Origin of the sequence: Oceanospirillum sediminis (genome assembly GCF_014164585.1) — a bacterium.
Taxonomy (GTDB): domain Bacteria; phylum Pseudomonadota; class Gammaproteobacteria; order Pseudomonadales; family Halomonadaceae; genus Oceanospirillum; species Oceanospirillum sediminis.
Genome location: NZ_JACJFM010000008.1, coordinates 32,669 through 45,826 on the forward strand (window position 1 = coordinate 32,669; position 13,158 = coordinate 45,826).

At 49.5% G+C, this 13,158-nt stretch carries 11 protein-coding genes; 8 read left to right on the top strand and 3 right to left on the bottom strand.

Going from position 1 to position 13,158, the window contains the following annotated elements; genetic code table 11:
- The first annotated feature begins 4 nt into the window (after positions 1-4).
- The 6 genes from trxA (at position 5) to H4O21_RS25810 (ending at position 5,933) form a co-directional block, all read left to right on the top strand.
- Positions 5-331: a thioredoxin TrxA gene (gene trxA, locus H4O21_RS08195; RefSeq protein ID WP_182808374.1), complete on the top strand. Its 327-nt coding sequence runs from the start codon at positions 5-7 to the stop codon at positions 329-331.
- Positions 332-658: 327 nt separating this feature from the next.
- On the top strand, positions 659-1,918 hold the full coding sequence (gene rho / locus H4O21_RS08200; protein ID WP_182808375.1) for a transcription termination factor Rho: 1,260 nt from the start codon (positions 659-661) through the stop codon (positions 1,916-1,918).
- A gap of 129 nt (positions 1,919-2,047) precedes the next feature.
- Positions 2,048-3,520 (top strand): 4-hydroxy-3-polyprenylbenzoate decarboxylase, encoded by a 1,473-nt coding sequence (gene ubiD / locus H4O21_RS08205; protein ID WP_182808376.1) that lies wholly within the window; start codon positions 2,048-2,050, stop codon positions 3,518-3,520.
- A 76-nt stretch (positions 3,521-3,596) separates the two neighbouring features.
- Positions 3,597-4,631 carry a 2Fe-2S iron-sulfur cluster-binding protein gene (locus H4O21_RS08210; protein ID WP_182808377.1) on the top strand — a complete coding sequence of 345 codons (1,035 nt, stop codon included), beginning with the start codon at positions 3,597-3,599 and terminating at the stop codon, positions 4,629-4,631.
- Between the two features lie 85 nt (positions 4,632-4,716).
- On the top strand, positions 4,717-5,460 hold the full coding sequence (gene folM, locus H4O21_RS08215; RefSeq protein ID WP_368737535.1) for a dihydromonapterin reductase: 744 nt from the start codon (positions 4,717-4,719) through the stop codon (positions 5,458-5,460).
- Positions 5,461-5,804: 344 nt separating this feature from the next.
- On the top strand, positions 5,805-5,933 hold the full coding sequence (locus H4O21_RS25810; protein WP_255487210.1) for a hypothetical protein: 129 nt from the start codon (positions 5,805-5,807) through the stop codon (positions 5,931-5,933).
- Positions 5,934-6,022: 89 nt separating this feature from the next.
- Here H4O21_RS25810 and H4O21_RS08220 read toward each other — a convergent pair whose 3' ends face one another.
- Complete coding sequence (locus H4O21_RS08220; protein WP_182808378.1) at positions 6,023-7,006, bottom strand: MDR family oxidoreductase; 984 nt, start codon at positions 7,004-7,006, stop codon at positions 6,023-6,025.
- Positions 7,007-7,298: 292 nt separating this feature from the next.
- Here H4O21_RS08220 and H4O21_RS08225 point away from each other — a divergent pair, with 292 nt between their 5' ends.
- Positions 7,299-8,051 carry a FadR/GntR family transcriptional regulator gene (locus tag H4O21_RS08225; RefSeq protein WP_368737536.1) on the top strand — a complete coding sequence of 251 codons (753 nt, stop codon included), beginning with the start codon at positions 7,299-7,301 and terminating at the stop codon, positions 8,049-8,051.
- A 120-nt stretch (positions 8,052-8,171) separates the two neighbouring features.
- On the opposite strand, the gene nhaB is transcribed toward H4O21_RS08225, so the two are convergent.
- Together nhaB and H4O21_RS25815 are read right to left on the bottom strand one after the other, a co-directional pair.
- Positions 8,172-9,686 carry a sodium/proton antiporter NhaB gene (gene nhaB, locus H4O21_RS08230; RefSeq protein ID WP_182808379.1) on the bottom strand — a complete coding sequence of 505 codons (1,515 nt, stop codon included), beginning with the start codon at positions 9,684-9,686 and terminating at the stop codon, positions 8,172-8,174.
- A gap of 49 nt (positions 9,687-9,735) precedes the next feature.
- Complete coding sequence (locus H4O21_RS25815) at positions 9,736-9,864, bottom strand: hypothetical protein (RefSeq protein ID WP_255487211.1); 129 nt, start codon at positions 9,862-9,864, stop codon at positions 9,736-9,738.
- 392 nt (positions 9,865-10,256) lie between these two features.
- Here H4O21_RS25815 and glnE point away from each other — a divergent pair, with 392 nt between their 5' ends.
- On the top strand, positions 10,257-13,151 hold the full coding sequence (glnE, locus tag H4O21_RS08235; protein WP_182808380.1) for a bifunctional [glutamate--ammonia ligase]-adenylyl-L-tyrosine phosphorylase/[glutamate--ammonia-ligase] adenylyltransferase: 2,895 nt from the start codon (positions 10,257-10,259) through the stop codon (positions 13,149-13,151).
- Positions 13,152-13,158 lie beyond the last annotated feature (7 nt).

Here is a 13,158-nt window from a genome sequence, read left to right on the forward strand (position 1 = left end):
TTCAATGAGTGACAAAATAGTCAATGTAACTGATGCGTCTTTCGAAGAAGAAGTACTGAATTCAGAACTTCCTGTACTGGTAGATTACTGGGCTGAGTGGTGCGGACCTTGTAAAATGATTGCTCCGGTTCTGGATCAGATTGCAGAAAATAATGCAGGCAAACTGAAAGTCTGCAAGCTGAATATTGACGAAAATACTGAAACGCCACCTAAGTTCGGTATTCGTGGTATTCCAACACTGATGCTGTTTAAAGATGGCAACGTTGAAGCCACTAAGGTTGGTGCACTGTCTAAGTCCCAGCTGGAAGCTTTCCTGGAAGCCTCTCTGTAACAGCCGGACACTTTGTGCAGGTTTTTATAGCCTGCACAACTATCTTGCCCTTTTAATTTTCTGTAAAGCTGGTATATTGCCAGTGTTGGTGGTATTTTAACTTCCAGCTTATTGTCTACCTGAAACACCGTCTCCTTTGACAATTCTCAGCTCTGTCTTGTTTTCTGCTATTTTTTTATTGTTTCACAGCCAGTGCTGATTACAACTTAACAATACTACCGGATAAATACTGATTATTAAGAGAAGTGATTGTGTCCGGCCAGCCTGGTCTGAACGAATTCTTTGTCAGCATTATCTGACTATCAAATCAAAACGCCTATACGACCCATGAATCTTACCGAATTAAAGCAAAAATCTGTTCCTGAATTATTAGAACTGGCCCAGGAAATGGGCGTCGATAACGTAGCTCGTTCCCGCAAGCAAGATATTATTTTTGCGATTCTGAAAAGGCACGCGAAAAGCGGTGAAGATATTTATGGGGATGGCGTACTGGAGATTCTCCAGGATGGTTTTGGCTTCCTGCGTTCCGCAGATAGCTCTTATCTGGCAGGCCCCGATGATATCTATGTATCACCCAGCCAGATTCGTCGTTTTAATATGCGAAAAGGCGACCATATCGCCGGTAAAATTCGCCCACCTAAAGACGGCGAACGCTACTTTGCCCTGCTGAAAGTTAACGAGATTAACTTCGATAAACCAGAGAATTCCAAGCATAAAATCCTGTTCGAAAACCTGACGCCGATCTTCCCTGAAGAACGTCTGATGATGGAGATCGGTAACGGATCAACCGAAGATCTTACAGCCCGCGTCATTGATCTGGTTGCTCCGATTGGTAAAGGCCAGCGTGGTCTGATCGTATCCCCTCCAAAAGCCGGTAAGACCCTGATGTTGCAAAACATCGCCTCCTCCATCACCCGCAACAATCCTGAATGTCACATGATCGTTCTGTTGATTGATGAACGTCCGGAAGAAGTGACAGAGATGGCTCGCTCCGTGCGGGGTGAAGTCGTTGCGTCAACCTTTGATGAGCCACCAGCCCGTCACGTTCAGGTTGCAGAAATGGTGATCGAGCGAGCTAAACGTCTCGTAGAACATAAAAAGGACGTTGTTATTCTGCTGGACTCCATTACCCGTCTGGCCCGTGCGTACAACACTGTGATCCCTTCTTCCGGTAAAGTACTGACTGGTGGTGTTGACGCTCACGCTCTGGAAAAACCTAAGCGTTTCTTTGGTGCAGCCCGTAATGTTGAACATGGTGGCAGTCTGACCATCATTGCAACGGCTCTGGTGGATACCGGCTCTAAGATGGACGAAGTGATCTTCGAAGAGTTTAAAGGTACCGGTAACATGGAACTGCATCTGGATCGTAAGATTGCAGAGAAACGTGTTTACCCGGCAATCAATATCCGTCGCTCCGGCACCCGTCGCGAAGACCTGCTGGCATCGGAAGAAGAACTGCAACGCGTATGGATTCTGCGTAAACTGCTGCATCCAATGGAAGATACCGGAGCTATCGAATTCCTGATCGAGCGTCTGAAAGATACTAAGACTAACGATGAATTCTTCGAGGCAATGAAACGCAAATAAAGCGTCTGCCAGAGAGTAAAAAAGGGTAAGCCATGGCTTGCCCTTTTTAATGCCCTGATTTTATTTATGGATACCCGGCTGCCCCGCAATATACCGGGACACTCAGGGGATAAGTTAAGGTAACAGGCTATGCGCTATAAAGACCTGAGAGAATTTATTGATCAGCTGGAAGAGATGGGTGAACTGAAACGCATCTCTCAACCGGTTGATCCGAACCTGGAAATGACCGAGATCTGTGACCGGACCCTGAGACAGGGTGGACCGGCACTGCTATTCGAAAACCCGACAGGCTATGAGATGCCGGTACTGGGCAATCTGTTCGGTACCCCACGGCGTGTGGCTCTGGGCATGGGAGAAGATAACGTAGAAGCACTGCGTGAAGTAGGCCAGTTACTGGCTTATCTGAAAGAACCCGAGCCGCCAAAAGGCTTTAAAGATGCCATAGAGAAGTTGCCAGTATTCAAAAAAGTCCTGCATATGGGGCCTAAAAAAGTGCGTAATGCCGCCTGTCAGCAGGTCGTGCTGGAAGGCGATGATGTCGATCTGTACAAAATTCCGGTTCAGACCTGCTGGCCAGGTGATGCCGGACCTCTGGTCACCTGGCCTCTGGTAATTACCCGAGGCCCTCATAAAGAGCGTCAGAATCTGGGAATCTATCGTCAGCAGCTGATCGGTAAAAACAAACTGATTATGCGCTGGCTGTCACACCGTGGCGGTGCGCTGGATTTCAGGGAGTGGCAGCAGACTCATCCGGGTAAACCTTTCCCCGTCAGTGTAGCCCTGGGAGCAGACCCGGCAACGATTCTGGGTGCAGTCACTCCGGTACCGGATACTCTGTCAGAGTATGCCTTTGCTGGTCTTCTGAGAGGCGGGAAAACAGAAGTGACTCAGTGTATCGGTAATGATCTACAGGTACCGGCTTCTGCAGAAATCGTACTGGAAGGCCATATCTATCCGGATGACATGGCCCCGGAAGGCCCCTTTGGAGATCACACGGGCTACTACAACGAAGTGGAACACTTCCCGGTATTCACTGTCGAGCGCATCACTCATCGTAAAGACCCGATTTATCACAGCACCTACACCGGACGTCCACCGGATGAGCCCGCTATTCTTGGTGTGGCACTGAATGAAGTCTTCGTGCCTATCCTACAGAAACAATTCCCGGAAATTACCGATTTCTATCTGCCTCCTGAAGGCTGCTCTTATCGCATGGCTGTTGTCACGATGAAAAAGCAGTATCCGGGGCACGCTAAGCGCGTGATGATGGGAGTCTGGTCTTTTCTGCGTCAGTTTATGTATACCAAATTTGTTATTGTCACCGATGATGATGTGAATGCCAGAGACTGGAACGATGTCATCTGGGCCATTACCACGCGTATGGACCCGGCCCGTGATACGGTGATGATCGAAAATACCCCGATCGACTATCTGGATTTTGCCTCCCCTATTCCTCGTCTGGGTTCTAAAATGGGTCTGGATGCGACAAATAAGATGCCAGGAGAGACAGACAGAGAGTGGGGTGTTCCGATTGAAATGGATAATAGTGTAAAAGAGAAAGTGGACCAGCTGTGGGATCAGCTCGGCATCATGGAGCCATGATATACTTTTGAATAAACACCCCTGCGACAAGCTGCAGGGAATAACCCCCTCAGAGACTTAATCAGACATCAGGCAAATGAGTCCGTCAAAGGAAATAACATCAGACTGCATCGCTGTAACCTGCCAGCCATCCGGACAGGTTATCTGGCAAAAGCCAGACCGGCTGTTATCGGAAGATGCTGCACAACAGGGATTTCGTTTGCTGAAAGGTTGCCGTAATGGTGTCTGCGAATATTGCGAAGGCACAGTATTACAGGGTCAACTGAGCTACAGAGGCCGGGGACAGGAGCAGATTGCCGGTCCCGGAGAATATTTTTTATTTTGTACTGCACAAGCGTTGACCGGAGCAGAAGTCAGTCTGCCACGGGTACTGGCGCCAGGAGAATATAGAGTGAAGACATTGGCTTGTCAGATTAAAAGTGTTGAACTGCTCGGCACATCAGATGTTTATAAAGTCGAACTGCTGGCTCCGGCCGGAGAGACACTGGACTATGATGCCGGACAGTATCTGGAGATCATCCTGCCAGAGGGCAGCCGGAACGCTTTTTCTATTGCCAACCGCCCTGATGGTCGCCGGATTGAGCTACATATTCAGTACCTGCCAGACCGGGACAACTGCCGTACATTGCTGCAAACCCTGCAACAGCAGACAATGATTAACGCCGAACTGCCAAAAGGCAACTGTATTCTGAAAGACACAGGTACAGATAAAGCCTTTTTTGTGGCAGCCGGTACCGGATTCACCCAGATGAAAGCCTTGCTGGAAGAAGCGTTTGAGCAGGGTAGCAATCAACAACTATACCTGTACTGGGGCGCCCGCCGACTTCAGGACCTGTATATGGCAGAGCTGCCTCAGCTATGGGATCAGGAATACGAAAATTTCCATTTTGTACCTGTGATTGGCGATCTGCTGCCGGACCAGGAGTGGAATGGCCATGTCGGTATGCTGCATGATGCCATGATAAAAGATCATGGTAAGTTTGATGATGCAACGGTCTATGCCAGTGGCTCGCCCAACATGGTGTACTCGGTAACCGATACCCTGATTCAGTATGGTCTGGATGAAACCTGCGTATTCTCTGACGTATTTTCCTACGCTCCGCGCAAGTAATACCATTCTGTACTCTCTGGCCGGATAGAAGCACCTCTGTTTCAATCCGGCTACCCGCCTTAAATACCCAATAAAGGATTAAGCAGTGTCCAGCCAGTCAGAAAGTCATCATATCACCTGCTCATCACCCATTCTGATCACAGGAGCCGCCCAGCGACTGGGTAAAGCGGCAGCATTATGGTTTGCCGATCAGGGGTACCCGGTCATTATCAGTTACCGCAGTGATCATCATGACCTGAGTGAATTTCATCAGAAAGGTATTATCACTCTGCAAGCAGACTTCAGCACACCGGAAGGTATTTCAGACTTTATTCATCACCTGAAACAACAGACCTCCAGCCTAAGAGCTGTGATTCATAACGCATCTGACTGGCTGCCGGACAGCTCTGATATGGAGCAGATGAGCGAAGGGTTTACCCGGTTATTCAATATCCATATGCTGGCTCCCTACCTGATCAATCAGCAATGCCAGCCCCTGTTACTGGCCAGTGACGGGCCTCGGGATATTGTGCATATGACGGATGCCGTCGTCAGCAAAGGTTCCAGAAAGCATGGTGCTTATGTTGCCACTAAAGCGGGTCTGGAAAGTCTGACCCAGTCTTTTGCCGCCATGTTTGCTCCACAGATTCGGGTTAACGCCATCGCACCAGCGCTGATTATGTTTAATGAAGACGATGATGATGCTTACAAAGCCAAGGCCCTGAAAAAGTCAGCACTGCAAACAGAACCCGGAGCTGATGTGATCACCCGGACTCTGGATTATATTCTGAATAATCCTTATCTGACCGGTGTCGTTATTCCAGTGGAAGGCGGGCGGTCAGTTGTCTGACAGAGACCGGACCACATCAGCGTTTCTTTGTCTGGTGAGAGGCTTTTTTATCCGCAGATTCAATCAATCTCTACAAGCCAGTCAGACCATTATTTCAGCCGGAAAAGAGACCGTTAAGCCTCACATCAAGACAGGGCTAATAATCTTTTTTTCTCTATGGTTATTAATCAGTTATTACTCCTTTGCGCCACTTTTCGTCGTTAATTAGTCGCGAATTGATCAAGCAGACCAGTGTTCGCTGGACACTCCAGCTTTTGTACGTAAAATGCACAACACATTTGATAAACATCAATAATAAACATCAAATCTCAGCTACATAAACGATCAACTGTGAGGAGCCTCTGATGGATCATCATGACGAAAACTTCCGCGATGACTCTGGCATTATCTGGTTTATTCCGGGTCTGGCTATTCTGGTAGGTATGAACTGCCTGCCAGCCACTATTTTCTGGTCCCGCCTGCTGCTGGGTTAATCAGAACATGCCGGACAGGTGAACATTCAGTTCATCAACGGAAGGATTCGTGAACAAGGGGGCTGACAAGCCCCCTTTGTATTTCAGATTCAGAGATTAGGATTAACCAGTACACGACCGCGTACTTTACCTTCAATAATATTCTGTGCGTACTCTGGCACCTGCTCCAGACTGACTTCTTCAGTCACCTGATCCAGAATCTCTTCCGGCAGCTCTTCAGCCAGACGCTTCCAGGCCTGAACCCGGCGCTCATACGGAATCATCACACTATCGACGCCCAGCAAATCAACTCCACGCAGAATAAAAGGCATAACGGTTGTATTCAGTGCATGACTGGCCGCCAGCCCTACAGTGGCAACCCGACCATCATATTTCATCTGAGACAGGACCTTAGCCAGAATATCGCCACCCACTGTATCGACAGCACCAGCCCACAACGCTCTGTCCAGAGGGCGGGCTTTCTCTTCAAACTCGCTGCGGGTACGTACTTCACTGGCACCCAGTTGTTTCAGATAATCCTCACTATCTGCTTTGCCGCTGACAGCCACCACTTCATAGCCATTACGTGCCAGCAAAGCAACCACAATACTGCCAACGCCACCCGTTGCACCGGTGACCACAACCGGTCCATCTTCAGGCTTCAGGCCACCTTCCTGTAAACGCATCACACACAGCATGGATGTCAGACCAGCCGTTCCAATGATCATGGCCTGGCGACCTGTCAGACCTTCTGCCAGAGGCACCAGCCATTTCGACTGTAAACGCATCTGTTGAGCATAACCGCCCCAGTAACGCTCCCCCACACTCCAGCCAGTCAGTACTACCGGATCACCGGGCTTATAATCCGGGTTATCCGACTCAGCAACCGTTCCGGCCAGATCAATACCCGGTACCATAGGAAACTGATGAACAATCTTACCGGCACCTGTCACCGCCAGCCCGTCTTTAAAGTTTAATGAGCTGAAATCGATATTAACCAGTACATCACCTTCCGGCAGCTCATCCATCGACAGTTCACGGACGCCTGCCAGTGTTTTTTTATCTTCCTGTTCCAGTACCAGAGCTTTATTCATGGTCTACCTCTTTTTATTTGTCAGACCAGTGCTATCTGCAGCACTCAGTGTCGTTTTCAGTACTTCATGCCCGTTTTCAGATGCATTAACATCACAGACATACGTCATGTTAAATCAGAACTTTTTTCAGGATAATCGCCAATTCCTCTATTTGTCAAACAAATAGATATTTAACAATTTAACCTCGTGCTCTGCTATAATGCGGAACGCTTGGGTCACTCGACCGAAGATGACGGCTTGTCTGTCAGGAAAAAATGCTCAACCCGAATAACTTTGATACAGGTAAGCACCCGTGAAGATAGAACCTCTGGTCACCCAGAGCCTGGCCAAACAGATATCTGAACAACTCAGAGAAGCAATTATGTCTGGCGAGCTGAAAGCCGACGACAGACTGCCAACAGAAGAAGAACTGGCCAGTCGTTATCAGGTATCCCGCCCTACGATCCGGGAGGCACTGAAACGCCTGGCGGCTCAGAACCTGATTCGTTCCCGTCGGGGGCCTGCCGGAGGTACCTTTGTCAATCGCCCTACACTGGAAGAGGCCAGTCAGAGCCTGACCTCCTCAGCAACCCTGCTGGCCAGTATGGACCAGTTCAGCCTGTCCGAGATTGCTGATGCCCGCCATGAAATGGAGGCGATCTGTTGTCGTCTTGCCGCTCAACAGCCAGATCCGGTTCAGCTGGCAGAGATGGCTAAAGAGCTGGCCATTCAGCAACAGGAATCATTGAGCGATGAAGAGTTCTGCGCGTCTGATGTTCGTTTTCATCGGGCTCTGGTGGATATGAGCCGTAATGCGATGCTGCAGTTTCTGATGTATGGCGTGATTGAAGCCATGCAGCCCGTAGCGAATATGGTGGTATACCGCTTCCGTGACCGACAGGATGTGATAGAAGCCCATAAGGCTCTGTATCAGGCGATAGAGCAACAGGACAGCCTGGCAGCCGGAGTCGCTCTGGATCGATTGATGGTATATCTGAAAGCCCGCTTTGAAGCTGCTCAGCAGTGGAAGGCAGAACAAGGACAATCATCAGCGGGACAGAACTGAACACAAAATAAGTCTGCCAGCACAGGGGCATCGGAACCGGATAAAGGGATCAGCCTGAATCCGGTCCGGGAAGCTATCCCTGAACAATACACTCAGGGATCATCATAAGGATAAACGGGATCAGCCGATCCAGTTAGCCACAGCAAACATACCGACCATAGACATCACAATGGTATACGGCAGCGCCATCAGCACCATACGTCCATAGGACAGGCGCACCAGAGGTGCAATTGCCGAGGTCAGCAGGAACAGAAAAGCAGCCTGCCCATTCGGTGTGGCGACACTGGGCAGGTTAGTCCCGGTATTTACCGCCACCGCCAGAGTGTCAAAATGCTCACGGGTAATGGCTCCTGAGTCCAGAGCAGCCTTAATTTCAGAAATATAGACCGTCGCCACAAAAACGTTATCGCTGATTGCTGATAACAGACCATTAGCAATAAATAACATTCCAGGCTGCTGGCTCGGCTCCATACTCAGTACTATCTGAATAAAGGGCTGAAACAGATGCTGCTCATGAATCACTGCCACTACAGAGAAAAAGACGACCAGAAGTGCAGTAAACGGCAGAGCCTCTTCAAACGCATGACCGATCTGATGTTCTTCCGTAATGCCATTCAATGCCGTTTGCAGCACAATAATCGCCAGACCAATTAAGCCCACTTCAGCAATGTGGAATGCCAGCGCAAAGATCAGGAAAAAAGCACAAATCGCCTGAACCACTAATGCAGCTTTATCTTTTGCCGTACGCTTCTCTGTCTGATGACGGTCGTAATCTTTCAGAATTTTACGTACCGATTCAGGTAGTTTAACGCCATAACCAACAATTCTGCTTTTTTCCAATAAGACGCATGTAATCAGACCTGTCACCAGAACAGGCATAGTGACAGGCGCCATACGCACAAAGAACTCAACAAAGCTCCAGCCTGCCACTTTAGCAATCAGCAGGTTCTGAGGCTCACCAACCAGAGTACAGACACCACCCAGTGCGGTACCAACAGCAGCATGCATTAACAGGCTGCGCAGGAAGGCCCGGAACTGCTCCAGATCCTCTTTATGCTGGTCGTGCAGTTCATCATCATCACCATGATCATGACTTTTAGCATGAAACTGCTTTCCAGACGCTACCTTGTGATAAACAGAATAGAAGCCGACACCAATACTGATGACCACCGCAGTGACAGTCAGCGCATCCAGAAAGGCAGACAGCAAAGCCGCAGCGATACAGAACAGCAGGGACAACATGCTCTTGGAGCGGACACCCAGCAGAATTTTAGTGAAAGCAAACAGCAGGAGCTGTTTCATAAAGTAGATGCCGGCCACCATAAAGATCAACAGCAGAAGTACTTCCAGATTTGCTTCAACCTCATGCATGACGGATTCTGGCGATGCCAGTCCGATAGCAATCGCCTCAATGGCCAACAGACCACCGGGTTGCAGAGGATAGCATTTCAATGCCATTGCCAGAGTGAAGATAAACTGGAGGATCAGGATCCAGCCTGCGGCGAAAGGGCCGAAGCCGGGCATAAGATAAATAATGGGATTCATTATCAGAAAGGCTATGATAACTTTCTTGTACCACAGTGGGGAGTTGCCAAGAAAGTTTCTCAAAAAGCCCTGCGACATGGTCTGTGCCATCTTGAGCGTTCCTTTAAAAAGTTTGGGGTCAAATTTTTAATAATTTTTGTTAGCACCCATCTTTCAGGAACTCGCGGAAAATACCGGAGTCTTGAGAGCGTGCCTGGTCTGTGCAGTCAGTATTTTTGTTATGCACAGGCATGCCCTGCTCTGCCCAGCAGGATAAAGCCGCACGCATTATACACACCTGAAAATAAAATCAGAGCGCCCGCCAGGTTTTTTACCGGGGTACTTTAGGGCTAATACCCGGGTAGAGTATCCTGTTCTGGAAAAGCAAATTGGTAAGACCATGATTTTAAAAAGGAATATTCTGTAACGTCGATTAAACGCCGTAAACTTCAGAAATTGCGACATTTTTCAATATGCTGGCATCGCTGATACCTTGAGCTGCATCTCCCTCGACTCCCCCCTGATCTGGTATGATTTTCGGTATCATTTGTCAGGGCCCTGTTCACGAAGCGACCCGGAAAGTCCTGTCAGGACACCCGTTTCACCTGGTATCCGGCCAGCACGGATATACAGGCGCATCCGCTTCGTGCCACCCCGAACTTTTGCCGAAAAGGATGCCTCATGAGTGTGCCTGAGCTGCTACAAGATACTACCCGCCAGAACTGGCAACGTCTGGAAGATAAACTGGATGCCAGTCTGATTGAACGCCTGAAAGCGGTCCCTGATGCCGAAAAAATCATCACTACCAGTGAATATGTTGTCGAAAGCTTGCAGCGTTTCCCTCTGCTGACAGAAGAATTGCTGGATCAGCAGTGGCTGGAAATCCCTCTGAACACGGCTCAGATGCGCGCTATTCTGCAAGACAAAATCGCGGCTATCGACAGCGAAAATGATCTGCACCGTGTCTTACGCCAGTTCCGCCGTCAGATGATGGTACGTATTATCTGGCGGGATTTTTCCTTCCGGACCAATATGTGGCAAACCACAGCCGAACTGAGCGATCTGGCAGATATCTGTACCGATGAAGCGCTGAACTGGCTTTACAATCATTACTGTCAGCAATGGGGAACCCCCTACTCCAAAGCAGAGGCCGGAGAAGAATCTGTTCCTCAGAAAATGATCGTTATCGGTATGGGTAAGCTGGGGGCCAGGGAACTGAACCTGTCTTCCGATATTGACCTGATGTTCTGCTTCCCTCGTCATGGTCAGACCCAGGGAGGCCGACGCACTCTGGAAAACCAGGACTTCTTTGTCCGTCTGGGACAGAAACTGATTGCCGCACTGGATAACAATACGGTAGATGGTTTTGTTTTTCGGGTAGACATGCGACTACGCCCATATGGACAAAGTGGCGCATTGTCACTGAGCTTCCCGGCCATGGTGGATTATTACCATGATCAGGGACGTGAGTGGGAACGCTACGCCATGATTAAGGCCCGGATAATTGCCGGTGATACCGACTCTGGTAATCAGCTGCTGGATGAACTGAACTCCTTTGTTTACCGTAAATACGTCGATTACAGCGCCATTGAATCCCTGCGGGATATGAAGGCGATGATCAACCGGGAAGTACGACGTAAGGGCCTGTCCACTAACGTAAAGCTGGGTTCAGGTGGTATCCGGGAAGTTGAATTTATCACCCAGGTGTTCCAGTTGATTCGTGGCGGTCGTGAAACAGAGCTGCAGGAACGCTCCATCAGAAAAGTACTGCCAATCATCAGCGGTATGGGTCTTCTGCCTCAACAGATTACTGACGAATTGCTGGATGCCTATCTGTTTTTACGTAACGCAGAACATGCGCTGCAAGGCGTAGCAGATCAGCAGACTCAGACCCTGCCGGATGACGACTTCCCTCGCCTGCGGATGGCCTGCATCATGAATTTTGATAACTGGCAGGCATTTGAAGAGAAGCTGGATCATCACCGTAACCGGGTTGCCGAACATTTTGCCAATGTGATTGCAGCACCGGATGACGAAGAAGAAAACAACCAGGGGCTGAACGCAGAGCTGAGAGCTATCTGGCAAGGGGAATATGAGCCGGATGCCGGTGTATCCTTATTGGAAGACCAGGGCTTTGAAAAAGCTCAGGAAACCTATAAACGTCTGGAACAGCTCAGATCCAGCCGGGTTGTACAGAGCCTGCAACGGGAGGGTAAACAACGCCTGGATCAGTTTATGCCTCTGCTGCTGGCAGCAGTGACTGAATGTACAACACCATCCCGTACCCTGGAACGCACTCTGCTGCTGGTCGAAGCCGTACTGCGTCGTAGTGCTTACTTTGTGCTCCTGATGGAAAATCCAGGCGCACTGAAGCAGATGGTCAAACTCTGTGCGGCCAGTCCCTGGATTGCAGAACATCTGGCGCGGACACCGATTCTGCTGGATGAACTGCTGAACACAGCGACCCTCTATACTCCGGCAGAGCTTGAGCCTCTGAGAGATGAACTGCGTCAGCAGATGCTGCGCATTCCGGAAGAAGATGAAGAAGCCCAGATGGAAGCCCTGCGCTATTTCAAACGGGCTCATGTGCTGCGAGTTGCCGCCTCAGACATTATGGGCACCCGTCAGCTGATGAAAGTCAGTGACTATCTGACCTTTATTGCCGAAGCCATTCTGGAGCATGTGCTGCAGATGGCCTGGAAAAAACTGACCGATAAACATGGGCGGCCACAAAAGGCCGATGGTCAGCCCTGTGATCCGTCATTTGCCATTGCAGGCTACGGAAAAATGGGAGGAATAGAGCTGGGTTATGGTTCAGACCTGGACCTGGTATTCCTGCATGACGCTGCGTCTCAGGGCTATACCGATGGTAATAAGAGTATTGATAATGGCGTATTTTTTACCCGCCTGGGACAGCGTATCATCCATATCCTGAATACGATGACACCTTCTGGCCAGCTGTATGAAGTGGATATGCGTCTGCGTCCATCCGGTAACTCAGGGTTGCTGGTCAGTTCATTAAAAGCTTTCCGGGATTATCAGGAAAAAGAAGCCTGGACCTGGGAAAAGCAGGCACTGGTCAGAGCCAGAGTCGTAGCGGGCTGTCCGGAAGTCGCCAGCAAGTTTGAACAGATCCGTAGAGAAATTCTGGCTCAACCCCGGGATGAGGCTCAGCTGAAAGAAGATGTGGTATCTATGCGCATTAAAATGCGTGACAACCTGGGTTCAAAACCGGCAACAGGGGATGAAATACCTCTGTTCCACCTGAAGCAGGATGCCGGTGGCATGGTCGATATTGAGTTTATGGCTCAGTACTGTGTGCTCAGATACAGTGAACAGCACCCGGAGTTGCTGCGCTGGACCGATAACATGCGCATTCTGGAAACACTGCAGCATACCGGAATTCTGCCAGAGGATGATGTTCGCCTGCTGAGCGATGCCTATCTGGCTTACCGGCAGTCAGCCCACAACGCGTCCATGCAGAAAACAAAAAGTCAGGTTCCGGCAACAGAATTCGTCGAGTACCGGGCAAGAGTCAGCCAAATCTGGCATAATCTGCTGGAAGATAACAGTTAAAAGCAGC